The sequence below is a fragment of the Salinisphaera sp. G21_0 genome, assembly GCF_017744115.1.
In the GTDB taxonomy this organism is placed as follows: Bacteria; Pseudomonadota; Gammaproteobacteria; order Pseudomonadales; family Endozoicomonadaceae; genus Endozoicomonas.
This window is the reverse complement of the sequence record NZ_JAGHQW010000055.1, coordinates 1-22,760: the sequence shown is the minus strand read 5'-3', so window position 1 is coordinate 22,760 and position 22,760 is coordinate 1. Positions and strand designations below refer to the sequence as shown.

30 protein-coding genes are annotated in these 22,760 nt (G+C 51.6%); 7 read left to right on the top strand and 23 right to left on the bottom strand.

Going from position 1 to position 22,760, the window contains the following annotated elements:
* Positions 1–36: 36 nt before the first annotated feature.
* The 23 genes from J7439_RS20625 to J7439_RS20515 all read right to left on the bottom strand — a co-directional run bounded on the left by J7439_RS20625 (position 37) and on the right by J7439_RS20515 (position 19,572).
* On the bottom strand, positions 37–249 hold the full coding sequence (locus J7439_RS20625) for a hypothetical protein (protein WP_209203883.1): 213 nt from the start codon (positions 247–249) through the stop codon (positions 37–39).
* On the bottom strand, positions 249–1,388 hold the full coding sequence (locus tag J7439_RS20620; RefSeq protein WP_209203882.1) for a hypothetical protein: 1,140 nt from the start codon (positions 1,386–1,388) through the stop codon (positions 249–251). The genes J7439_RS20625 and J7439_RS20620 overlap by 1 nt, the downstream gene beginning before the upstream one ends.
* 18 nt (positions 1,389–1,406) lie before the next feature.
* A complete protein-coding gene (locus J7439_RS20615; protein ID WP_209203881.1) occupies positions 1,407–2,210 on the bottom strand; it encodes a hypothetical protein in 804 nt (267 codons plus the stop codon).
* A gap of 18 nt (positions 2,211–2,228) precedes the next feature.
* Complete coding sequence (locus J7439_RS20610) at positions 2,229–4,331, bottom strand: hypothetical protein (protein WP_209203880.1); 2,103 nt, start codon at positions 4,329–4,331, stop codon at positions 2,229–2,231.
* On the bottom strand, positions 4,332–6,089 hold the full coding sequence (locus J7439_RS20605; RefSeq protein ID WP_209203879.1) for a hypothetical protein: 1,758 nt from the start codon (positions 6,087–6,089) through the stop codon (positions 4,332–4,334).
* Complete coding sequence (locus J7439_RS20600) at positions 6,089–6,406, bottom strand: hypothetical protein (RefSeq protein ID WP_209203878.1); 318 nt, start codon at positions 6,404–6,406, stop codon at positions 6,089–6,091. Before J7439_RS20600 ends, J7439_RS20605 begins: the two co-directional genes overlap by 1 nt.
* Positions 6,407–6,428: 22 nt before the next feature.
* Positions 6,429–7,493 (bottom strand): reverse transcriptase/maturase family protein, encoded by a 1,065-nt coding sequence (locus J7439_RS20595; RefSeq protein WP_209203877.1) that lies wholly within the window; start codon positions 7,491–7,493, stop codon positions 6,429–6,431.
* A gap of 272 nt (positions 7,494–7,765) precedes the next feature.
* Positions 7,766–8,173, bottom strand: coding sequence for a four helix bundle protein (locus J7439_RS20590; RefSeq protein WP_209203876.1), 408 nt, complete (start codon positions 8,171–8,173; stop codon positions 7,766–7,768).
* 25 nt (positions 8,174–8,198) lie between these two features.
* Positions 8,199–10,235, bottom strand: a complete 2,037-nt coding sequence (locus J7439_RS20585) for a hypothetical protein (protein ID WP_209203875.1) — start codon at positions 10,233–10,235, stop codon at positions 8,199–8,201.
* A gap of 4 nt (positions 10,236–10,239) precedes the next feature.
* Positions 10,240–10,596 carry a hypothetical protein gene (locus J7439_RS20580; RefSeq protein WP_209203874.1) on the bottom strand — a complete coding sequence of 119 codons (357 nt, stop codon included), beginning with the start codon at positions 10,594–10,596 and terminating at the stop codon, positions 10,240–10,242.
* Positions 10,593–11,168: a hypothetical protein gene (locus J7439_RS20575; protein WP_209203873.1), complete on the bottom strand. Its 576-nt coding sequence runs from the start codon at positions 11,166–11,168 to the stop codon at positions 10,593–10,595. The genes J7439_RS20580 and J7439_RS20575 overlap by 4 nt, the downstream gene beginning before the upstream one ends.
* Positions 11,165–11,812 (bottom strand): phage adaptor protein, encoded by a 648-nt coding sequence (locus J7439_RS20570; RefSeq protein WP_209203872.1) that lies wholly within the window; start codon positions 11,810–11,812, stop codon positions 11,165–11,167. The genes J7439_RS20575 and J7439_RS20570 overlap by 4 nt, the downstream gene beginning before the upstream one ends.
* Positions 11,809–12,117 carry a hypothetical protein gene (locus J7439_RS20565; RefSeq protein ID WP_209203871.1) on the bottom strand — a complete coding sequence of 103 codons (309 nt, stop codon included), beginning with the start codon at positions 12,115–12,117 and terminating at the stop codon, positions 11,809–11,811. The genes J7439_RS20570 and J7439_RS20565 overlap by 4 nt, the downstream gene beginning before the upstream one ends.
* 80 nt (positions 12,118–12,197) lie before the next feature.
* Positions 12,198–13,046 (bottom strand): hypothetical protein, encoded by an 849-nt coding sequence (locus J7439_RS20560; protein ID WP_209203870.1) that lies wholly within the window; start codon positions 13,044–13,046, stop codon positions 12,198–12,200.
* An 18-nt stretch (positions 13,047–13,064) separates the two neighbouring features.
* A complete protein-coding gene (locus tag J7439_RS20555) occupies positions 13,065–13,913 on the bottom strand; it encodes a hypothetical protein (protein ID WP_209203869.1) in 849 nt (282 codons plus the stop codon).
* Between the two features lie 134 nt (positions 13,914–14,047).
* Entirely contained in the window at positions 14,048–14,209 is a 162-nt protein-coding gene (locus tag J7439_RS20550; protein WP_209203868.1) for a hypothetical protein, read from the bottom strand.
* Positions 14,154–16,169: a portal protein gene (locus tag J7439_RS20545; RefSeq protein WP_209203867.1), complete on the bottom strand. Its 2,016-nt coding sequence runs from the start codon at positions 16,167–16,169 to the stop codon at positions 14,154–14,156. The genes J7439_RS20550 and J7439_RS20545 overlap by 56 nt, the downstream gene beginning before the upstream one ends.
* Before the next feature lie 20 nt (positions 16,170–16,189).
* Complete coding sequence (locus J7439_RS20540; protein ID WP_209203866.1) at positions 16,190–17,767, bottom strand: terminase large subunit; 1,578 nt, start codon at positions 17,765–17,767, stop codon at positions 16,190–16,192.
* Positions 17,764–18,291, bottom strand: a complete 528-nt coding sequence (locus tag J7439_RS20535) for a hypothetical protein (RefSeq protein WP_209203865.1) — start codon at positions 18,289–18,291, stop codon at positions 17,764–17,766. The genes J7439_RS20540 and J7439_RS20535 overlap by 4 nt, the downstream gene beginning before the upstream one ends.
* A complete protein-coding gene (locus tag J7439_RS20530; RefSeq protein WP_209203864.1) occupies positions 18,288–18,548 on the bottom strand; it encodes a hypothetical protein in 261 nt (86 codons plus the stop codon). Before J7439_RS20530 ends, J7439_RS20535 begins: the two co-directional genes overlap by 4 nt.
* On the bottom strand, positions 18,545–18,799 hold the full coding sequence (locus tag J7439_RS20525; RefSeq protein ID WP_209203863.1) for a hypothetical protein: 255 nt from the start codon (positions 18,797–18,799) through the stop codon (positions 18,545–18,547). The genes J7439_RS20530 and J7439_RS20525 overlap by 4 nt, the downstream gene beginning before the upstream one ends.
* Complete coding sequence (locus J7439_RS20520) at positions 18,796–19,176, bottom strand: 3TM-type holin (RefSeq protein WP_209203862.1); 381 nt, start codon at positions 19,174–19,176, stop codon at positions 18,796–18,798. Before J7439_RS20520 ends, J7439_RS20525 begins: the two co-directional genes overlap by 4 nt.
* Complete coding sequence (locus J7439_RS20515) at positions 19,177–19,572, bottom strand: DUF5675 family protein (protein WP_209203861.1); 396 nt, start codon at positions 19,570–19,572, stop codon at positions 19,177–19,179. It lies immediately after the preceding gene.
* A gap of 321 nt (positions 19,573–19,893) precedes the next feature.
* Between J7439_RS20515 and J7439_RS20510 the strand changes: the two genes are divergently transcribed.
* The 7 genes from J7439_RS20510 (at position 19,894) to J7439_RS20480 (ending at position 22,640) form a co-directional block, all read left to right on the top strand.
* On the top strand, positions 19,894–20,442 hold the full coding sequence (locus J7439_RS20510; protein ID WP_209203860.1) for a hypothetical protein: 549 nt from the start codon (positions 19,894–19,896) through the stop codon (positions 20,440–20,442).
* A gap of 68 nt (positions 20,443–20,510) precedes the next feature.
* Complete coding sequence (locus J7439_RS20505; protein WP_209203859.1) at positions 20,511–20,990, top strand: Aca2/YdiL-like domain-containing protein; 480 nt, start codon at positions 20,511–20,513, stop codon at positions 20,988–20,990.
* A complete protein-coding gene (locus J7439_RS20500) occupies positions 20,987–21,454 on the top strand; it encodes a hypothetical protein (protein ID WP_209203858.1) in 468 nt (155 codons plus the stop codon). The genes J7439_RS20505 and J7439_RS20500 overlap by 4 nt, the downstream gene beginning before the upstream one ends.
* Before the next feature lie 52 nt (positions 21,455–21,506).
* Entirely contained in the window at positions 21,507–21,689 is a 183-nt protein-coding gene (locus tag J7439_RS20495; protein ID WP_209203857.1) for a hypothetical protein, read from the top strand.
* A gap of 66 nt (positions 21,690–21,755) precedes the next feature.
* On the top strand, positions 21,756–22,025 hold the full coding sequence (locus J7439_RS20490; RefSeq protein ID WP_209203856.1) for a hypothetical protein: 270 nt from the start codon (positions 21,756–21,758) through the stop codon (positions 22,023–22,025).
* Positions 22,026–22,108: 83 nt separating this feature from the next.
* On the top strand, positions 22,109–22,336 hold the full coding sequence (locus J7439_RS20485) for a hypothetical protein (protein ID WP_209203855.1): 228 nt from the start codon (positions 22,109–22,111) through the stop codon (positions 22,334–22,336).
* Positions 22,337–22,412: 76 nt separating this feature from the next.
* Positions 22,413–22,640, top strand: coding sequence for a hypothetical protein (locus J7439_RS20480; RefSeq protein WP_209203854.1), 228 nt, complete (start codon positions 22,413–22,415; stop codon positions 22,638–22,640).
* Positions 22,641–22,760: the final 120 nt, after the last annotated feature.

The following is a 22,760-nucleotide window of genomic DNA, read 5'->3' as shown; positions in this document are numbered from 1 at the left end:
AATACTGAAAGCCAAAAGCGGCAAGGGCTGCCTTAGTTATGAATAGTTATGAAAGGTTTGATAGGTGGGTATGTTCCGGAGTCGGCGCTTGAGTCGTATCAGGCGATTGTACTTTTCACCTCTGCGGCTTCTGGACTCATCCTTAAAGTCTTTATAGAACTCGCCTTTGTAGAATCCGCAAACCGGCTTGGGAGTAGGCCATACCTCCAGTAACAGCCGGTTAAGCATGCGATCGGTGTATTTGTCCATCAGTCTCCGTAAAAACTCTTGCCTGGCTGATAGCCCGATGCAGCGGCATAACCCTGACCCCGGGTGGGTATCCGGTGATCAATATCATTTGGTGCAGGCAGATGATCATTACCACTGCTGCCGTTGCTTCTGCCTGCCAGCAGTGCCGCCAGTTTAGCGGGGTCGGGCTGGTCCTGCGGTGAAGCGGGTTGGCGGTTCATGCGGCTGGCGGTATCAAAGCCCAGACCATAGCCGCCAAACTGTGGTGCGCTTTGGGTTTCCATAAACCTCGGGTCGTAAGCAATGCGCTGCTCGGCTGCCTGTGGTCCGTACTGGCTCATAAAGCCATCATAAGCCTGCTGGCCTGCCTGGTTGGCGTCGTAAAATTCAAGGCCTCCGTTCTTGCCCTGTCGGGCATAGCGTCCGGATTCGTCCAACTGATAGCCCATGCCGGCCAAATTACCCGGGTCGGTAGCTGCTTCTCTGGCCGCTGCCGCGCCTTCAGCCAGCTCTTTGCTGCCAAGAACGGCCTCCCTTGCCGGGGTGTTTTCCGCACGGTAACGGCTGGCGTAGCTGTTCAGGTTGGACAGCTGACGTTCAACCTCTGTCATGGGCATGCGCCCAAGTACCGACTGCTCTGCACCCAGAATAGAAAGAAACTGATTGCCCTGTTCGTCGGTATCCAGCTTTAGCCCGGTAGCATTGTTGATACTGGAATAGGGCGTCTTGTTCAGCAGGGTTAAGGCGGTATCCAGATCAGGCTGGCCCTGCTTGCGGTTGGTGGCGTCCCCCGTTTCCCCTTTCAGGGCTCTGAGAAAGTTGCCTGCATCCTGCGCGGCCTGGTAATCAATGTTGTACTGATAGCCCGACTGAGGTTGCTGCATCGTGACTGTCTGCTGTGGTGCTTTGGTTCGAGTGCCGCCGGTTGAGACCATAGAAGCCGTTGGCTGATAGCGCGGGTATTTCGCCTCGTTCAGCGCAAATTCGGCGGCGTCGTTCTTGATGCCCTGTTCTCTCAGCCTGCCCTGATCGTAACTCTGCCCTGCCAACCGTTGATTGATCAGCTCCTGCCGGGTGGGTCCCAGCCCATTAACCGCCAGTACCCGCTGTTCATAAGCGGCATTGGCCAGCTTTCCTACATCGTCGTATCGTGCGCCCATTTCAGTTGTCCTCCCGGGTTAGAATCCGTAGCTGTACTCTTCGTGTTCAGAAGCGCCGGTTAACGGGTTGGTGCGATAGCTCATGTGCAGACCGTTATCCCATCGCTGCTGCGCCTGGTTGAATATCTGGTTCTGCATCTGGAGCTGCTGGTTGTTGGCTTGCAGTTTGCCGGAGGCGTTAAACTGCCTTGCCTGCTCGCCCATCTGGTCGTAGAACTGCTGGGCAGACTGCATCTGAGCGCCCATCTGGTTGTACATATTCGCGCCCTGGGAGCCAATGCCCAAACCAAGCTGCGCCGCCTGCATTCGTTCATTCATATCCTGCTGTCTGGCCATCTGCTGCACCTGGTTCTGATTGGCGCTATAGCCTGCCGTTTTGGTTAATGCATTGCCTGTGGTCATCGCTGCATAACGGCCTGAATTGGGGTTGACGCCCATGCGCTGCAATGCCCGGTTTGATTCTGCCATCATGGCGTCATAGTTGGCATTGTATCGCGCACCACTGTCGGCCAGTGCGTTGCTTAGCTCTGCGCCGGATACCCCGGCATTGTCTGCGATGTGTTCCAGCTGTGGCCTGTATTGGTCAAACAGCTGAAACATATCCTCCGCATAACCTTCTCGCTGATCGAGATACAGGTTCTCCCGGATCTGGTCCTGATCAAACCGGGTGTACTCTGAAGGGGTGTCAAAGCCGTAATCAAAATCAAGGCCCATATCGTCGTATAAGCCCTGGGTGTAATTCAGTGCGTTCGGTATGGAGCCGCTGCTGTTGAACGGATTGTATGAATGGTATGTCATACCCTGGGTTTTTCTGACGCCCATTGCCGGTTATCTCCTGAGTTAATTGTCTGAGGTGGCCATCCACGTTACCACGGCATTATCCAATGATATGTCAGTGGCGCTTTTGTCATACCTGGCTGAGTCCATGTAGTAGTTGTTGTAGGTTTGAGGGTTGGATTGCTGCTTGCGGTAGTACACGGTGGCCGATACCGATTTCACTGAAACATAAGCATGGCTAGAGGGTATGTAGCTCCCGCTGCTACTGCTCTGCGTGTAACCGGCCTTGTTGCCATACAGCTCCACTGCCGGGTAAATCTTGCCGTCTTTATAGCTGGTATCACTCCAGCTGATGGATTTATTGTTGTGGCTGTAGGTCTCCCAAGGGTTGCCAAAATCCACATAACTGCTCTTGGTGGTTGCTTCATAGGTGGAATGACCACCACTGCTATTGGGTATTCTGACTCTGGCCTTGCCTCGAAACATAGAACCTGAACTGCTGTTACGGGTGAACAGGTTTCGCACCTTCAGCGTGATATCCACGGTTGCCCTGTAGTCTATCCGGGTGATCTCCCAGCCAGACAGCGCGTGGTTATTGATGGTAATAAACTGAGTCTGTGTTCTGGCACTGCCCGTTGGCTCATTGGTCTTGCTCCATGAGCTGCCGGTCTTGTTCGCCTGGGTGTAGTCGTATGTTGGATTACCGTCACTGAACGTCCCGCTGCGATCCGCTGCCACAAAACGCACACGAATGTCGTATTTATTCTGCGACAAGGCTTTGCCCAGGCTCATTGAGTGAGTGGTAAATTTATCAATATTAACCACTTCGCTGCCGCCAACGCTCCACGATGAACTGCTGCTGAGCTTGTAATCCAGGTAAACCGTTACCTTTCGATTGTTGTAGGTGGTGCCGCTGGTACGCCGGAAGCTGGCTGCGCGACAGTAGACGGTGACGCCTTTCAGGTTGCTGATATTGGTGGAGGTCCACGTCTGGCTGTTACTGCTGCCTGCATAGGTCCAGCCGGGGGATGCGGTCTCACTGCCCGCGGCCAATACCAGCTTGGCAAAGGGGGTAAACAACCATGCACCATCTTCTGTCGGGTGTGGCTGCGGAGCGCTGTAGTACATCTCGATCTTTTGCGACTGGTTCGGGTAGTCGGCGTTGTATACGCTCATATCCCTTGGGTAGAGGTGGATAGTGGGCTGGCTGCGAAAGTAAGCCGGTATCTTTACCTGTTGCCCTGAGTTGGCGGTGCCGGTCTCTACCCGCTTTACTTCTTTGTACGGCACATGACCAACGCCTGGTACAAACACATAAGCCTGAATGCGGCCTGCGTTCATAATCATGTAGTCGTTGTTCTGGATACCGCCTTGCCCGGCAATGATCAGTTGGCCGGTACCATCGCTGGCGGTGGATAGCTCAATGCTGTTCTGCCCTACGGTTAAGGCTGTGCCGTTAGCCAGCTCACCGCTGACCAGCTGACTGATGTTCACCGCACCATTAATGGCAATATCGCCATTGAGCGCCATTACATATCGGGGGTTGACTCCTGAGCCGTTGTCGATGACGGTAAAGGGCTGTTGAAGTATTTCAGGGTGTTCAAGTACCAGATCATCAACGGAGATGGTGGCTGTGCCTGCGCCTGCGACTCCGGCCACTTGATTGAACTGGCTTTTGGCTCCGTCTTTGTTGATGTGTTTGAGCCAGTAGTAGTGTGTGGTGGTGTTGCCGGTAACGTCTGCATAGCTGCTGGTCGGTTCCTGGTGAACAAGTTGTGATTGTGTCGGGTCGTCGATCTGCGCCCGGTGTACTTCGGTGTAAGCGTGACCAGCGTAGTTCGGTGCAGTCCATGAAAGAATCACTGCGCCGAATGTGCCGGTGGTGTTTAAGCCTTCCGGTGTGGTGGGTGGGTCTGCCGGTTCGGTTTCCGGCAGGATCACATTGCCAGCGTCGTTCGTTGGCGGCCTGGTGACAGCATCGGTAATCTGCTTGTTGGCGCTGTTCTGGCTGTTCAGAATATTGGGGTTGGCATTCACCAGACCGATTTGAGCAAGGTCTTTGATGGTGACAACCTGATCGCCTACGCTGCCGGTACGCCCTGCCATGGTATCAAGCATCTGGCGTACATAACGGTCAACACTGCCGGGTAATGCGGGGTAGCCCATTTATAACTCACTCATGCTTGATGCCAGTGTGACGGAATACACGGTGTCCGTACCGCTGAGTTCATACTGCCAGCTTGAACCAATGCCCATGGGAAGCCGAAAACCTTTGTCGTTCAGTACGGCAATGTCCATCACCTCAACGCCATCCCGATAGAGCTTGAATCGCAGATCGTTATAACTGGCCGCTTGTATCCTGGCACTGTTCAGCTTGATCGGCGTGCCTTGGTGCTCTCGGCTTTTCCAGCGATACCGGAGTCTGTCGGTGCCTGCATCCCACTTGCTGATTTTATCATCTGTATGGATATACAGCGAATCGGTTTCAAGGTCAGCAAAGCCGCTGTCTGCGGTGGTGCTGAGATTGGTCAGGCTGCCTGTCTGGGTGTCGAAGATAAAGCCGCCAGTGTCGTTGAATCCGTAATACTTCCCATCATGGAAATAGGCGCGTATCTGCTCCGGGTGATAGCTGTCTCGCCAGTCTTCCGGGTTGATAACGTTTTGCGTGACCAGCTGCGGAGAGCCGCTGGCAATGGCACACAAGCCATCAGGGCTGGCATACATGGCCTGATAGCCCATATCCACCATCGAGCGCTTGCTGGTGCATACCTGGCTGGCGTCGATGCGCTCCAGCGTCATTGCTGCCGGTTCGGTGCCAAAACAGATATACGGGTTGCCTTTGGTAGTGACGATCAGGCTATTGCCTGCGGCGACTATCGCAACAATGTCGTATTCCAGGGTCAGCCGATATTGTGGCGGCCATGCGTAGAGGTGGTAAGGCTCTGAGAAATACAACTCTTTGCCTTTGAATCCTGCGGCGGTGCCATAGGGTAGCAGTGTTAAGCCTTTCAGATCGGTAGGCGGTGCTTGCCAGTTGGTCGTAACAAGCTGGCTTCGTCGGTCTTCCGTTGGGGTTTCGTCGTATACCGTGGTTTGGCCTACGGGTATATCTGTTGCTGTATCGGTTCCGTACTTGACCGTTTCACACAACCACCAGTAACCATCGCCCCTTGTGACGTACACTCGAAAGTGAGTAATGCTCAGGTCAATACTGCCTGGGCTGTCGTCTACTTCCAGCTTGATTGTCTGGCCTTTCTTCCATGTAGCCTCGCCACTGGGTAAAGAAGGCGGACCTTCTGCGCCATCCTCAGTTACCCAGGTTGTTACATAGAATCGAGTTTCGGCAAAGAAGTCATTTTCCCAGTCTTTGCCCTCGCTCCAATCGGCTGCATCGTCGGAGTTCTTCACGTACACAAGGCGGGTGTCGGTGGCGTAATAGGTAAAGCCTTCCGCTTCTGCGTCATGGTCTTTGAGGTTTGCCTCTAATCCCTGGGCGTCGATGCCTTCCGGCAGTCCTTCAACCGTGACAACGGGGGCTTTGTCCGGTTCCGGCATGCCAAGCTGTCGGGAGTTGACCGGGTAATCGCTGCCGCCAGTGAGTGCCAGAATGTTATCGGTGTATCGTGCGCCCTTGGTGGTGCCGGTCATGTAAACGCGGTTGTTGGCATCGTCGGCAATGGGGGAGTTCACTACATCAACATCGCCGTTAAAGCTGAACCAGTATTCCTGATCGGCATCACGGTAAAGGTGAACGCTGTCGGCGGTGGTGGGTAGCGTGTGGCTTAATGCAGGCTGGCGGTAGGCTCTGAGAGTGCCGTTGGTCAGTTTGCAGTTCTCGGCTAACGCTGCGGCGTTTTCGGGCAACAGGTGGTCGTCCAGTTTCGGGGTCATTCCCGAAAATGTTTTGACTTGGAGTTTGGGCATTACGCTAACCCCAGCAATTCTTTCTGTTCTTTGCCCCAGCTGACACACTCATTACGATACTGTATATAAGCATCACGCTTTACTATCTGTGATTGGCTCAACTGTTGACCATAAATCTCGCTATTGATGGTATCAGCCGTGTATTTGCGCTCATCGTCTGCGCTGTAACGCTGGCGAATCTTCTCTACAATACGCTTATTAATCAGTCTGACATGGGGGCTTTCGTACTTGATTTGCTCTCGCAACTCATAGGTTAAAACAACCTCTTCAGGCCTGATCTCGTCCGGTTGCACTGGCAGAACTACGCCATCAGGCACAGCAATATAAGTAAAGCCATCATTAAGCGTGGCCAGCTCGGTTGTCAGCCTGTCGCCGCTCTCGGATTCCGGCTGATGTAATTCGATGATTGTGTAAGCGGTGATATGTTTGCGGTAACGAACGATAGATGTCATTGCGCGTCTCTTTTGCGTAGTTGAGTAAGTGGTTGAGCGAGGCGGTTTGTTTGGCATGGCCAAGGATGGAAATGCAGCTTTCCAGCTTGCCTTTCTTGACTGACTGTTTGAATTTATAGAGCGAATGCTTGCGGATAAACTTCTTGCTTTGCCAGGTTCTGAACCCGACAAAATTCAAACCGGTTTTAACTTTCTGAATACTGGATTTTGACAGCGTCATGTTCAGCTCGGCATCCAGCCATTGAATAATCCGTTGACGATAATCCAGGCATTGATCACGACTCAGGCCGATCAGAATAAAATCGTCCACGTATCTGAGATAACGCTTAATTTTCAGCTCCCGTTTGATGTATTGATCCAGCGGATTCAAATAGATCAATGCGTAAATCTGACTGAGTAAATTGCCGATTGGAATACCGACTGGCTCCGGGTATTCAGCGAATTGAATCATTATCCTAATCAGTCGCTCGTCTTTCAGTTTGCGCCTGATCTGTTTTTCAAGGATTGCCCGGTCAATGCGATAAAAGAACTTTCTTAAATCCAGCTTCAGCGTGTAGTCGTCTGGCTGGCATTGCCGCAACATCTGTTGTGCCGCTTCGCTGGCCTTGTGGCTTCCGTACCCTATGCGACAGGCAAAGCTGGTGTTGATAAAGGTTTTATCGAAGATCGGGTAAATGATTCGATAGATAGCGTGCTGCACCACCACATCCCGAAAAGCTGGGGCGTAAATGGTGCGCTCTTTCGGCTCGTAAACCGTAAACTGAAAGTAAGGCTTAGGCCGGTAGCGACCTGACCATAACTCCTGATAAATATTTTCGAGATTCAGCCCAAGGGCTAATTCAAATTGAAAGCAAGCCCGTTTATTGCGCTTGCCCTTCCTGGCGTCCAGATAAGCCTGGTACAAATTGTCCCGGCTGAATGCCTGTTCAAATAAATAACCGATTCGTTTCAAGATAATAAAGCCCGGTGTTCAACATCATAATAAAGCTACTAAAAGGGCTTTATTTAACAGAGTTCGCGTAACGCAGGACAGCGCATCCCTGTGCTCCACTGTTTCCGTCAGGAATATGAGGAAGTGTTTCACAGTCGGCCCGGCACCCAACATTGTTGTTCGAGTTGTGGCGATAGTTGTTGAGATTCGCACACCACACACCTGCAATCGAACCATTGTTCCAGTTGCCACCGGATAGAAGGCAAAGCATTTTGAGGCGCTGCCCTTTCCTGCTAACTGGTGGTTGACTGCTTGGCTTTTTCAGCTTGCAGCCAGCCACCGATCATTCTGCCAAGCTCGTCAACGTGACGACTGATAGCCAGATAGCGCTTGGCGGCTACCTCGGCTGGATTATCGGGGTACCTCCTGCCGTCTTTGAATTGATAATACTCCAGCTCATTGGCAAGGTTTAATTGCATTCTGAGCTGCTGGTGACGTATATCCAGATTGGTGAGCGTGGTCTTTTTATGATACCGCTTCTGGGCCTCGGTGATTAAATCGTAAACTTCGTAGGCGGTATCCCTGATGCGCTGTGATAGCGCGTACTTCTCATGTTTCGGGAAGTGGTTCAGGTAAATATTTAACAGCTTGGCAAAAGCCACATATTTTCTATGCAGCTCTGCCTCGGAATGGATTGACATAATAACATACCGGCGCTACCGCGCCTTAAGACAAATAACAGGCGGCCCGGCACCCAACATGGCTGCCCGAGTAGTGGCGAGAGTTGCTGAGAGTCGCACACCACACACCCGCAATCGAACCATGGGCCCAGTTGCCACCGGAGAGAAGGCAAAGGTTGGCGCGGTGATAGCTGTATAACCCGTCACGGCCAAACTGATTAGCGCCACCGGAAGAGCCGCCATCTGGCTGAAAGATACCAAGACCGGTAGTCATCCAGCCATTCCCAGAGGTTTCTGCCGATAACACCGGCTTCTCGTTATTACCGAACCGTACCCAGCTGGACGCATGCCCAATATGAGGGAGCGCAACCGCATCATAGACTGTGGCGATGTGCGTAGCATCGCCCCATGCGTCAGTTGGCGCATTCCATCCGCTAGTCAGGTCAGCCATCCTTACCGACTCTTTCAGGCAGTAGAATTCGCCGGGATTCCCTGCGGTGGCGTCACCTGAGCTGGTGCCGGGGCGTGTAATACCAAGGCTTACCTCCCACATCAGACCATTCAGATCAGCGATGCCGGAAGCCTGCCCGTTATGGGTAGTTTTGGCAAATGGCGAGCCTGAGCCGGTTTTACCACAATTGCTGTACCCGTCGGACTCATAGGCAACCGTATTATCATCCGTGTCGCCCAGTGCGTTGTTGTTGCAGCCTTTCGGGTAGTTCTTTGCGCCTGCCGAGTCGTACCAAGCGCAATAGGCGTCATTGGTTGCGCCCTGGCCGTGAGCCAGTGAAAGCAACGCTAACGCCGAATGAATAAACCGGCTGGCCGGGAAGAATTGTGCGCCTCTGGTTTTGCAGGCTTCAATACTGCCGCCATAGTTGTTCGGTGCGCCCACCTGGGAGTATGGGTTATGCGCCGAATGGCTAGACATTGGCAGACCGTCTTTAATGCTGGATGCCACGCCATTGTTGGCGGAGACCATGTATTTATCGACGAAGAAGCCTCGCTGCACTTGACCGCCATCAATAAAAGCCCGGTGCAGTGCGAAGTTATCCGCCTCGGCTGCCGCGCGGTTTTCGTAGTCAGATTCGGATGCGATTTCTATATTATTGCCGGTGATGCGGTAATAGAACAATGGCACCCAGACCATAATAGAGCCGTCGCTGTATCGGTAGTTGCCGTAGGTGGCTGCGCTCTGGTTGTAGGTTTCTGCAAATGCTGAAAAGTTAGCTGGCAGCTCAGGGCAGACGCCTGCTCCAAATCCGGCATTGCCAGCCCTGCCAATAAAGTTTGAAGGGGCTGTCAGGTATTGAAGTTGGTCCCTGATGGCTTTTGCCTGATTCGCCTCGCTCTCGGCTTTGTTGGCCTGCTCTGTGGCCTTGTTGATTAAGATGTCACCTTCAAACGAAATACGAGTGTCTTGTATGTCGCCCTGCTCTTTAACGCGATTTGTCTGAGCCGCTCCCGCGTTTCTTATAACGGTTTGTTCATTGCCGGATGCGGTGCCGATCAGGTTGCGCTGTGTCTGGCCCTCTCTTGTGACGCTGGCCACTTCGTTGTTACTGGCTTTGATGACTCGATCTTCCTGAGTGTCACCCTGGGCAATGATGCGGGTGTTTTGCTTTGCGCCTTCACCTGTAACCGACTGCAAAGCATTGGCGGCGGTGGTGTTGAAGTTGTTGACGGTCTGAGTTACGTGGGCTTTGTTGCTGGCAACGTCCTGCGCGTTGCTGGCTACCTGTGCGGCCTGCGCCTTAACCGCGTTGTGCTTATCAACAATATCGGTATGGCGGGTGGTAATGTCGCTTTGCTGGCTGTTGATGTTGCCTTGAATGGAATCAATGGCGGCTTTGTTTGATGCCACTTCCTGCCGATCTGCTTCCACCTCACCATGCTTTTTCACTACATCAGCATGCTTGGCGGTTACATCGGAATGGTCGGCGTTAATCCCCCGCTCAATCTGCTCGATGTCCGTTTTGATCTGCTCTACCGCTGCCCGGTCTTGTGCCACTGCTGCCCGTAACGTGCCAGCCATGGAAACATCGGTGTTGAACTTGAGCGTAAAAGTGCCAATCGTTGCCATGGTGTTATGCGTCCTCGGTGACGCCACGCTTAATGCGTAGCTTGCCCATAAACGGGGTGGATACGGTGTCCTGCTCCGGGTTGGATACCTGAATGTCGTAGTCGTAGGCGGACTGTAAGAGCTGGTTGGTGTCGTCGTGAGTGAAGGTAAAGACGACCTGGCTGCTGTTGTCGGTGATGATGCTCTTGGCTATGACTGCTTCTTCATCGGACTGATACTTGCTGTGCTTGGCCGTGAGCTTGAATGTCCAGCCGGTTAACGGGTGCGGGGTGGTTCCGTCTGAGCTATCGACAATATCAATCACCAGTGTTGCTGAGTCGCCATTAATGAAGGCCTCTAAATCAACTCGTTCGGGCATCATACAAAGCGCCTCCGTGTAGCTTGCTGGTTTGCTTGAGTAAATCCGGCCATGGTTTTGATTTTCAGCTCGTTGCACCGGCTGCGGTATTTCATCTGGTTTTTGTTGGCCAGATCGGGGGCGTACCAGTTGGTGCCGGGTATGTCTTGCAGCCTTGCCGCGACGCCGAACGGGACAAACGACACCAGCTCACTGAATACCGATGTAGGCAGTTCCGTAATGCCATAGGCGGGAATCAGCGAGGTTGTCACCCATAGCCTGAGCTGCTGCCCTTCTCCGGGGGTGTAGTTGATATGCAGGGTATTCCTGCCGTTGTGGTGCCAGCCATCAAAGCGGTTGCCGTTTTCCCGGGTGACTGACAGTACTTTGCTGATCTCTGTGTCCGGGGGCGCGTCCAGCTCGTAGGCATTCACGCCATTGACGACCACTACCATTTGCCTGTCGTCTTTCCACAAGTCACAGGTGTTGCAGGTATCCCTGAGCACATCGATCAGGGTGTCGGCAATGGTGATTTCAGGACAGCCGTTGACGTGGGGCTTAATTCGCCTCAGAAAATCAGCAAGGGGTACACTCACTGGGTGTCTCCTTCAATGGGGCGGGAGAACATCAGGTCAATGTTCCACTTCAGATTGAGGTCATTCGCCGCCAGCTTCAAATAGTTCTGGGCCTGCATCAGATTTCCCTCGGTTTCCCCGTCCGTCAGATAGGCGTAAGCCATCATGCAGTGCTTGAGAGCATTGAGATGAATCAGTGGAATCTCAATATCAGTAGTGGCTGCGTCGGTGACTAATACCGGCTCCCGGCTGACCTGCAAGCTGATGGTGTGCGCCACGTTGGGATAGGGGTAGAGCCAGAATACATCGGGTGTACGCTCGTCGTAGACCATGTACTCGACGTAGTTTCCAAAACCACCAAAGGGTGTCTGGCTCCAGTTGCTATCGAACGCTGTTAAATCATCCATGCTTTTGCTTTGAATGACTCTGCCGGTGTCGATGTTGTCCACTGGCCCCAATATACGATAAGCGTCTGCCGGTTTGTCCTGCTGGCTCTTTTGCTCGCAGTTAAATTCGATGACAGCACTATTAGCATCAGGCCGTTGCTGAACTACCCACATTAACGCTTCGTTGTAGCAGTCCAGCAAGGTTGGATCGTCCCAACGGTACGCGCTGGCATCCTGCAACAGTTGACGTACCCGGGTAATCAGCTCGGCCACTTTCACAGGCGATTACCGTCCTTGTCGCAGGGGACCAGCTCGCCCTGTTTCACCAGTCGTTTCATACCTGGCGCTGCAATCAGCACCCGTTTGTTTTTCGGATTGAGGCAGTATTCGTAATCTTCGTCATCGCTTGCAGGGGTAGCTACTGGTTTATCACCATTGCCTTTGCCTTTGCCTTCATAAAGGGCGGCAACCTGGGTACGAAGATCGCGGGGCCTGTCTCTTGGATTCAATTCCGCTTTGAACATATCCATCGCATGTTTAATCAGCTCGTCTTTTGAAGCGGTTTCAATGTCGAAAATATCCATGGGATACCTGTTTGATGTGTGTTTAAGAAATAGAAAAGCCCGATACCTTGTGAGTAACGGGCTTTTAGGCTCTTTAGCGGTTAAGACTTCTTAACAACCGCCATTACCAGTGCTTCAGGCTTCACCACTTTGCGGCCGTATACCTTCAAACCACGGTGCCCTTTACCGAAGGTGCTCTCCAGCGTGAGAGTTTCGTGGTTCACAAACTGGCTGGCGAACGCAGTAGCGTGCTTGGTGCCTGCCAGAATGTTGAACTTGCCGCCACCGGTTGGCAGTGTGTTGGAGTTGTAGATCGTAAAGCGGTCGATCATTCCCAAGCGGCCTGTTCTCAGGGCAGAAGTACCGTCACCGGCAAGGCTGGCATCTTTCAGCTCAGACTTCTTGATCATGCCGCACACCCAAGGTGGCAGTTTCAGGAAGCGGCCAGACTCAGGCACGTTGTTCTCGTCCAGCAACGTACCCATATCAACAATGAAGTCGAGCACGTTGCTCTTATCCAGAACATCACCGGCAGTTGTGTCACCCCAGGTTAGACCGGCATTAGCCGCCATCACCGCATGAACATCAGTCTCTACGACAATCTTCATGTTTTCAGAGGCATCAAGGGTGGCTTCATCCACTTCCTTGATGTTGGACTGCAAGCTCTGGATGTAATCATCCTTGAAGCTGTAGTACTTGGCCTGATCGATTGGCAATTCAATCTTGCCAGGCTCCAGACCTTGATAGGTGACAGTGCCTGTGTAGTCATTGATCGCTACATCCGGGCGGCTACGGATGATGACCTTGGAGCCTTCGCCCTGGATCTCGCCCTCCCAGTCGGAATTACACATTTCCATCAGGGAAGTGCCAGCGTAGAACTTGGCGTTCAGTTTTTTGGAATAAATAACGGACAGGCCGTTAGCTTTGGCTCCGCTTGGAAAAACAGACATGGTGGTTTACCTCAGTGTTTACTGAACCTCCCCGCGCATAATGGCCTCGTCGATCTCTTTTTCTCGTTGAGCGTATTCGGCGGGGTCCATCTTCTGGATCTGGCTCCAGGTGAATTTGGGGGCGGTTCGTGTTTGTGGTTGTGACCGGCTGCGAAGTTCGGGTACAGATTCCCTTGCGGCCTGATCGTGCTTGCTGCCCAGTCCACTGGCTTGCTTGTAGCGGTTGAAGACTTCGATCACGTCTTCTGCACTGCCCTGATTGCTGAATGCTGCGTTTACGGCGTTTCGATCAATGCCCGGCAGTCGTTCAATCCAGCCTTTAAACTCTGGTGACTGGTAGACCTGTGCATGGTCGGGGTGCGCTTCAGCGATTTTTGCCATAAAGCTCTGCTGGCTTGCCTGCTCGCGGTGCTGGTGCTCCTGATCACGCTGGGCTTTCAGCTCTTTGATAAGGGCTTCTTGCTCTTTCATGCGCTTGATCATGGGTGCCAGCTCGTCAAAGTCTTGCGCTACGCTGTCCAACTCATCCGGCTCTGGCAGATCAACGTCTTTTGCTGTGCCGGTATTGGCACTCTGCTGGAGCTGGTTTAGCTGTTGCTGCATCTCTCCAAGCTGCCTGCGTAGGTCGCTGGCTTCCTGGTTGACCTTGGTCGTATGGGCTTGCAGGTTTTTGTAGCGTTCTTCCCAGTTGCCACTATCCGTGTCTGCGGGTGCAGGTGGTTTAGGCTCAGGGTTGTTCGCTGGCTCAGGGGTGGCAGGCTCTTTGATCTCTGGTGCCGGGGTGTCCGCGTCGTCTGCGGGTACCTGCATCATCGCTTCAAGTTCTGCGTTTGCTTCCGCTTCCAGCTGCTCTGGGTTAATAGCCATTATTTTTCTCCTTTGTGGGTGCTCGGGGCGTGTCCACTGAGGTTGTGGGGCCGGGTGCTCGGGGCGTGTCCAGCCATAAAAAAAGCCCGGAGGCGGCTAAACCTTCGGGCTTTCGGGGTTAATCGGTGTTCGGTTTACTGCTTGTGAGCGTTCAGTAGTGTCTCTGCCCGATCGATCAGCTTCAGGGTGTCTTGCAGCTCTCGCGCTTCACCCTGGAGCCTGAGTGTCTGGTGATGATCGTTACTGCTGACCAGTCGGCTGTGGGTTTCCTCCAGACTGACCTTGAGGTACGTCATTAGCTGCTGGTAGTGCGGGTTGTACCGGAGCGCCAGCAATGCCTCCGCCGTTGATTTGTCCAGCCTGCATTGCATATTGTTCTTCCTGTGAGATCAGGGCTTTATCCGGGTCCAGATCATTGCTGCGTAGATACTCTTCCAGCAGGTAGCGCCGATCCGTGAGCGGTCCGTCTACCGGGTTGGCGGTAAACGACATAACCTGCATGAGCTTCTGGCTCTGCATCTCTTTCGCCACCAGTGCGCTTGAACCTTGCGCTACTACGTCCAGATCGCCGCGCTTCTCGTCAATCTCAGACCAGCGCATGGTGAAGTGATACAGGGATTCGATCAGGGGCTTTGTCATGTAGTCGTCGATGTTCTTGACCACTGACTTGAGGGCGATATTGGCAGCGCTCATCAGCATAGACATACCGCTGGCGGTCTTGTTCATGCTTTTGCCCTGCTCGCCGTGAGTGTAGCTGGGCAGGCTGGTTTCTTCGTCGGCAAAGCGCCGGAACATTTCAAACACGGCTTGCAGCTGGCCTTGGTTGCTGGTGATGTTGTTGACTGTGACTGCCGGGCCTTCACCGCCTTTGCTGCTGTCGTAGAAATTCACCTTGAATGGGAATATCTTCCTGGCCTCTTCCATGGACACGGATTCGGGCAGCCGGGCCACGTCAATGTCCAGCATCGGGCCTGCGGTGAGTGCCACGTTATCCAACAAGGCATTAACACTGGCATTCATTGCGGCTTGTGCATCGGCCATCATTGCCGGTACACCCACACCCCAGAACCGGTGAGCCAGAATTTGGTAAGGCACAAACTTGTAGGGAATACTCTCGGGCTTCATGGGATTCAGCCGCGCCATAATCACCCGGTCAGCACAAAACCAGATATTCGCCTGGTACTCAATAAACGGGTCGTCTACCTGCACACCGTATTGTGAGAGCTTTTGTCCATCAACCAGTCCCCAATATTCGAATACGTCATAGCGTTTACTGGCGTCGTGATAGCGGTCGTCGGACTCATTCATGTTCCTGAGTTCACGCTCCCACTCCAAATCTTCGTGGTCGCCATTGGGTAGCTGGGTGAGAATTTCGCCAATGCGCTCGCTGTCGAATGCCGGAGCTGAGGCTAACTGCCTGAGCTCGTGGCGGGTTAGTACTCTGCGTCTAATGGGGTCTTCCGGGTCTTCTGCGTCGGTACTCCAGTTATTCGGGTACATTTCCCAGATAGAAACGTGCTCAACATCAGGAACAATCTGCTTCTGCCCGGTGAGATTCCACTGGCCATCGTCGTCCGCTTCCCAGCCTTCACGCTCTAAAAACTTCACCGTTGCTGTCTTCACACAGCCCGTTCCCAGGTCCACCATTTCCCGAACGGTTTTCTTTAACCCTTTCAGTGCGTGAGCCTGGATTAAGTAGTCTTTGATCTGCCGGGCAATGGCGGTACAGGCTTTCTCTGCGCTTTCCAGTGAGTCGGCTTTAATGGCCTCGGTGAGCTTTTCATACAGCTCGCCTTCCAGCTGCGCCACCATCTGGCTTTTGGCTTCTGCTGGTATCGGGGCTTGCACGGCCTGAACGGTGGCCATTTGTTTAGCCTGCTTACGGACAACCAGCTTGACTGCTTTCGGTAGTGTGGCCATGGGGCTTGGCACAATATCCCAGAATGAATCAACCTGACTGAACAGAAGGTCAATCAAACGGGAATAGGCAGCGTTGACTTTAGTGAGAGTCACTTTTACATAAATACGTGACAGCTGCCCGTTTTCCGCCATTCTTGATAGTGTGTCTGCGTCGTGTTCGCCTTTGATGGCTTGCAGGGCCGCTATCCACTCCTGTTCAATCTCCCGCCTCGCCTCCTTGCGTCGGCTCCACTCTTGATGCAGGTCTCTTGCCAGTGCGTCTTTAATCCGCAATGCCTCGTTCGCGGCCTGCTCCAGTGCTTCAGCGTCAGTGTTCGGCACTTGTACCGCTGTCATATCTTCTGTCGGTGAGTACATTAGGCGTAACCGGCTTTACCTGGCTTGAAGTTGGATTGAGGGATTGCTCGTTTCATTTTGGGCAGTTGCAGCCGCATCTGCTGGGCGATTGCGTAGCTGGTCACTTCATCGTCATAGCAACCGTCCTGAGCGTTGGTCTTGCCCGCGTCGTCGATAACGTAGGTCTGCAACTCGCTGACCGTGCGATGACAGGCGATACCGTGGCATTCATCCCGTAACAGCTCTGCCAGGTGGTCAATCATTAGCGGCTTGGTTCTGCTGGTTGTCAGCCAGCCAATCTTTTTGGTCAGCTTCTCCCCGGCTCGGTGTTCCGGGTCTTTCTGTATGAATTGGTTGGGGTAGTTCAAATCACGTAACCGGGTAATGGTTGTCAGTCCGTGGTTATTCCGCTCAACCCCTACCAGTGCGTTGTTGTAGAACCGGCCTACCTGATTAACCATACTGCCCAGCTCATCAGGCTCTACGTGTCCATGCCATTTAGCAACCTGATAACCGTCACGGTCTACCACATGGAATACGCTGTAATCGTTGTTTACCAGCCCCTCTGCCACGTCAACACCAATAGCGTAGTGCATATCGGGCTCTGGCTTGTACCATACTTCCAGCTTGCCGTTGTCGTCCGGTAACAGGCTTTGAGTAGTGAGCTGGTAACGGTGCTTCGGTGCCATACACTCAGCCTTGGCCAGCGCAATATGATGACTTGGGAATCTAACCCGTCCTGAGAACAAGAACGCCTCAATGGGCGTTGTCGGGTACTCCTGTGGCATCTCATTACCATAGGTGGATTCTGTCACTTCGTACCAGTAGCGTTGCTCTGGCGTGAAAGTTGTCCCCGTTTCCCGCTCTTTCTCATCCAGGTACTTCTTAACCCGTTCGTCCGGTGTCCAGCCTTGCGCAGGTGTCATGGCGTACTTGGGATCGTCGAACCAGGCATAAAAATGGAACCGGGCTTGCTTCTTGTTGAGCTTGCCAGTGTGGCTCATGGATTTCAGGCAACGGTCGTAGAAGTCGCCTCCCACGCCCTCAGCCGTTGACTCAATAAAACAGTACGAACCTTCGTGAACAGCAGGGAATGAACCGGTCCTGACTTCCTTAGCCTTCTCCGGGAACTTGGCGCATATCTTCCCGTACTCAGAGATATGCAACCATTGAATCGTGCCGGAACGCATACTGGTCCCGACTTTGATACTGCTGCCGTTACTGAATACCAGTTGTTGCGCCCGGCTGGTATCCGCTGGCCTTGCTGCCTTGATCTCATCCGGTAGATGGTCATAGGCGAATTTGATCTTGGTTCTGAACAGCTCCTCGGCGTCGTCCCGGGTGTGAGCGATAATCCCGCAACGCTGGTTAGGGATAAACAGGGCTGAGTCCAGTATCAGAATATCAATGAATGTGCTGAACCCCAGCTGCCGGGCTTTCAGTATGTTGTTCCAGTACCAGATATTGTTGTAAAAGTGAGTCTGTAGCGGCCTTGGCTTGAATTGAATCGCCTTACCGTGTTCGTCTTCAATCCAGTACAAATGATTGAGTCGCCACCAACGATCTGACAACTTGGCTTTAAGCTCGGCAGGACTCATTCGACAGCTATGTCCTGACTCTCAAGACTGTCCATCAATGCAGCCAGGTCAGAACCTTTATCCTCGTTGTCGTCCAGATTGAACGCCTGCCTTTCCAGCTTGATCGCTTTCGCCAGTGCATCAATACCGCTGTTTAGTGACCGGGCAATATTCTGGTGATTGTCGTTGGTAATCTCAGCATCCATCAGGTAGGCGGATAACCGGGCGGCAATCTGGCGATACTCTGCAATACCGTGGCGGTGCATGAGTACCAGTGTAACCGCCTCATTACTGGCCTGATCTACAATTTCTCGCTCACCTATTTGAGCGACAGAGGTGTGCGAAACTGTGCGCGAAAGTTTGTTTTTTGCAGCCTGCTTTACCTGACCACTTAAATCTCTTTCCCATCCTTCCTTTTTCGCCCTACTCCTTACAGTACTGTTTTTAGTGCCATGTTTGTCAGCAAGAGCACGAATAGACAACTGACCGGCGCGATAGTCTGCCTCGATAGCTTCCCAGTCGATACTCTTACGCTTGCCGGTCATAACTGCTTATCCTTCTTTACCTCGTACTGCTTCACACACTTGGCGTTGATCAATACCTGGTTGCCGAATTGAATCAGGTCTTTGATAACCCGTTGCTTACAGGCTTCTTCGTCACTGCCGTTAATCTGCGCGTCAATGGAACAGGCTTTATAGGCTTCCCGAACGGCTGAGTTTTTAATGCGGTTTACTTCAGGTGCAATGGTGTAGCTCTGGCATCCTGTTATCAGTAGAACGATTGCCAGTGCTGTTAATTTCATAGCGTTGTAATAACCTGGCGTATAACCGTAGCGACAATACCGCCGACTATGCACGCTGTTACCCACTGCCCCGCCTTGGCAATAATCGTATTCCGATCTACAAGGCTTTCTGTTTTATCTAACCGCTCTTCTGTTCTGTCCTGGCGTTTTGATAGATTTGTAATGCGCTCATCGTGTTTAGCCAGCGCTACTACCACTTCTGTCAGCTGATCTAATTTATTTTCAATGCGGGCCTGCCAGTTGTCGCTCATGCCTTTTTGCTCCACTGCTTCATCACTTTCTCAGCGGAACGGCCTACGACGTAACCACCAAGGCCAATTTTTACAATCTCCAGTAATGCAATGATCTGGCTTTCTGAAAGGTTTTCTGCGGTCCAGCCTAGCCAGTGCGCTACTACTAACCCGGTAAATGTCAGCATGGTCAATGGTCGCCAGTTGCGTTGCAACCAGCTTTCGCCATTCGCCTCGGCGGTAATGATTTTACCGGCCTGTTCCAGCTCGCTCTTATCCAGGGTAATCAGTTGGCTGTTGATGCTGGCCTTGAGCTGGTTCGCCTGATCCTTGTCGGGTATCGCCTTGTCAATGGCCTTGCCTACCAACCCGGTGATTGCTCCAAGCCAGCCGATCATTTATGGATACTCCGGGTGCTTTACTGTAATTCGGATCTGGAAGGTCTCAGGCAGATAACCGCGCAATTCATCCATCGCCTGAGCTGAATTCTGTACCATGTAATCGGTGGCAGACAGCATCTTGCCCACAGCAATGCAGCCCTGCACTTCCCTGGCATAGTTGCCGACATGAATCAGGATCGCTGACCGGTCAGGAACATTTTCTAATCGCCAGACATTTTTAAACTTCTGGCCATTGTGCGGTACACAGTTATAAACCCCTTCAGGAATACAGCTGATATTGCGTTCATTGCCTCGCCACGGTCGTTCGATGGTGGCGTAGGTGTGAAAGCCAGGAACATGCAATTCTCCGATAACGCAGTGCTGGAGATAGCTGCGCTCTAATGTCAGAAGCATGATAGATACTCAAATAAAAAAACCGGCTACAAGCGGGGAAGCCTGAGCCGGTTATTGGGAACAATTCGGGAATAAAAAAACTCCCCAGCCGGTTAATACCAGGGGGGAGCCGTATATCTGCTTCGGGTGCAAAACGCCTGAAAATATCAAGGCGCAAAAACCACACGTTAGGGTTCAGTATGTCCCTGTGTCCCTTGAATGTCAACTCGCTGCAGAGTTTCAACCGTATGAAAAAAAACTTGCATGTTCGCAAATGCGAACATATAATGAAATTACAGGTTGCGGGAACAGCCCGAACCACTCACAAAAAAGGTGACAATAATGAAAACTTCCTTCTCAATCGAATCTGTTGAAACTTTTGACGATTTTGTCTCTTTCTCTCTGTTTGAAAATGCAGCAACGCCAGCTTGCATAGTGCTCGATGGGTTCCAGGTAGACATGGACGTTTCAGTGACTAATAAAAACGGCGATTCTGAATATTTCCATATTGTTTTCCAGACTGAAGAAAGAACATGTGGAATGCGTGCTTTTAATGAATGGGGAATGCAGGAGGCGGGCGGCTTCGGCTGTGACGCTGATCAAAGTTTAGAAATGTTGCGCTTTTTGGATGATGACTACACAGTAACAAATGCTCTTAGAAAAGAAGCCACCAAGCTTGCTAGAGAATACTACGAAAACACTTCTGATCTGGACAAGCTGCTTAGTGCTATTGAGTCAGAAAAAGCAAAGGATGACTATGGATATATGGCAGACGATGAAAATAATGATCATCTGACAGCAGTGCTTCGTGCGTTCGATCTGGAATACAGCGAAGATGCTCTTGTTAAAAGGTTCGGTCGTGACGTATTCAAAAAAATACGTAATGCATAGAATTTCGTGTATTGATTAATAGGATTAATAGAGCGGGGGTAAGCCCCGCCTTTTTTTTGGAGATTCAAATGCCTTGGAATGAATTAAATAATTACGAGCTGCAAGCCGTGCGCCGTCTGCTTTGTCTCGATGTCAGTGAGGCCGCTGAATTTATCGGCCGTGTTTCGAGTAGGACCTGGCAGTATTGGGAATCTGGTCGCTCCAAAGTCCCTGACGACGTAGAGACTGAAATGTATGCGCTGGTCAGCATGCGTAACCAGGTAATCGAAAGTGTTTTTGATGAAATTAATGGCGACGATCCGGGCTGTATTCGCTGGTATCACACATTAAGCGCGTTTAAAGAAGATTTTCCGGAATCAAATAGCGTGCTCTGGCGTCTGCATCAGTCAGTATGTGCGTATCTGTTTGCAGAAGGCGGCAATGCATCACTCGATGCAGACGCACCGTTGAATAAAGACAGCTTTCTGTACCAGTGGTTCGCAGGTACAACCAACGAACAGCTAAAACATCGGGAGTTTGAGCAAAAATTTAAAGGGCTGGACGAATGAAACGAGATCGCTCAGCCCTCTTAAAAGAAGTGCTCAAGCTGAATGGACTGTCTCACAAGGATCTATGCAGTATTACTAACAAGACTGAAAACACGGTATTTAAATGGTTGAATAGCAGCCTGGTTGTTCCAGATATAGCCATAGCACAGGTGAAAACTGCACTGTCAAAAGCCCGAATGTCGATACCCCGGGAATTGATACGCGAATACAATAGTGTTTTATACAGCGCTGTTAAGTGGGGAGGTAACAACAGAACGGAGAACAGCCAGGCAACGCTTGTTGGAGAGAAAAAACAAGACAGAACCGAGTCCCCTTTTTACATTTTTAGAGGTGAACGAATGCAGCGAGCACAAATAGTAAGATTGTCACAGCTCGCATACAGAACAGTTTATGATCGACTGAGCGGCATTGAGCCAGAAACCGATGTTACAGAACTAATTAATCGTGAGCGTTGGGAAAGATAGCGGGCTTGTCCGCTGGATGTGGTTGTTATGCGCTTGGCAGAGGACTTGGATAATGGATAAAGACAGAATTATCACGCTACTTAGACAATCACAGAACGACACTGGCTTAGTTTTAGCTGAGTGCGCTGATGTGATTAGACAGGCTGAGCGAACTGCTGCAAAAAATGGGGATGATAACCTTTGTATTGCCTGCAAAAAGGCTCTTGAGTCGATTAATAGCATTATGAACTTATGACGCATAACCTTTGCGTAAGGGGCGCAGTCCCCTTGACGCGGTTGTTATGTTGCGGGAGGCACGGACTTGGATAATTTAATAAGAGATGACGGGAAAATCAGGCAATGCCCGTCAAACCTCGCGAAACTTGGATACTGGAAATCATACCGATTGTTTTTCGGTTACAAGGAAGCACTGTCTGAATTTTGTTTTGAGGAATTGTTGGAAGCCCTTGTAAATGTGATTGCTGCATTTGCATACCTTCTGATATTCCCAGTTGCTCCGTTTCTACGCTGTTTCTTTTCTGTTCGCAGAGCAAAACAGGAAGTTAAAGCGGAACAAGAAAGAGCGACATAACCTTTTGCATAACCGGCGCAGTCCGGTTGATGCGGTTGTTATGCGGAAACCGGGAACCATTTTCGTGAGGTCAAGCAAAAGTTATGAGTGAATTATATTCCCTGGCTAAAGAAGTGAGCGGAACTTACGGCGAGTACAAATGGAAGGTATCAGTTGATGAATCCCTTGAAGGTGAAGCATTAACTTACTATCACGCTATAGCGCCAAACGGTGAAATATTTTGCGATACTTTTACTGCAGGGCCAATAGAAGATGGTATTGAAAGTTGTAAGGCCGCAATAGAAAACCATATTCTTGGTGATTACGATTAATCGCATAACCGTTTGGACTCAGCGGCAGCCGTAGGCTGTCCGTTGGAGTGGGTTGTTATGCGCAAGGGAGGGAAAGATGGAAGATAAAGGTTACGAGTTTTATAGACAGTTTTATGAAGAAAACCGTGTAGCCCTACTGCAATACCGGAGCCTGAGAAAGTATTTTAACCGGATGGTCACTACGGTACTTGGTGCTGATTATTACAACACTGCGATGGACGTTTACGAAGCAGATAAAATTTGCTGTGAAGATATAACACGCAAAGCAAAACTGACTGTGTGGCAGAGACTATTTGGCGCATAACGATTAGTTCAGCGAATTCTGCACCGCTACAATCTACCAGATTCTGGCGAATTTAGGCAGAGCATAAAAGAGGTGATGTGCAGCATTCGCTGCAACGGGGGTTGGACGAGCCCTTGCACG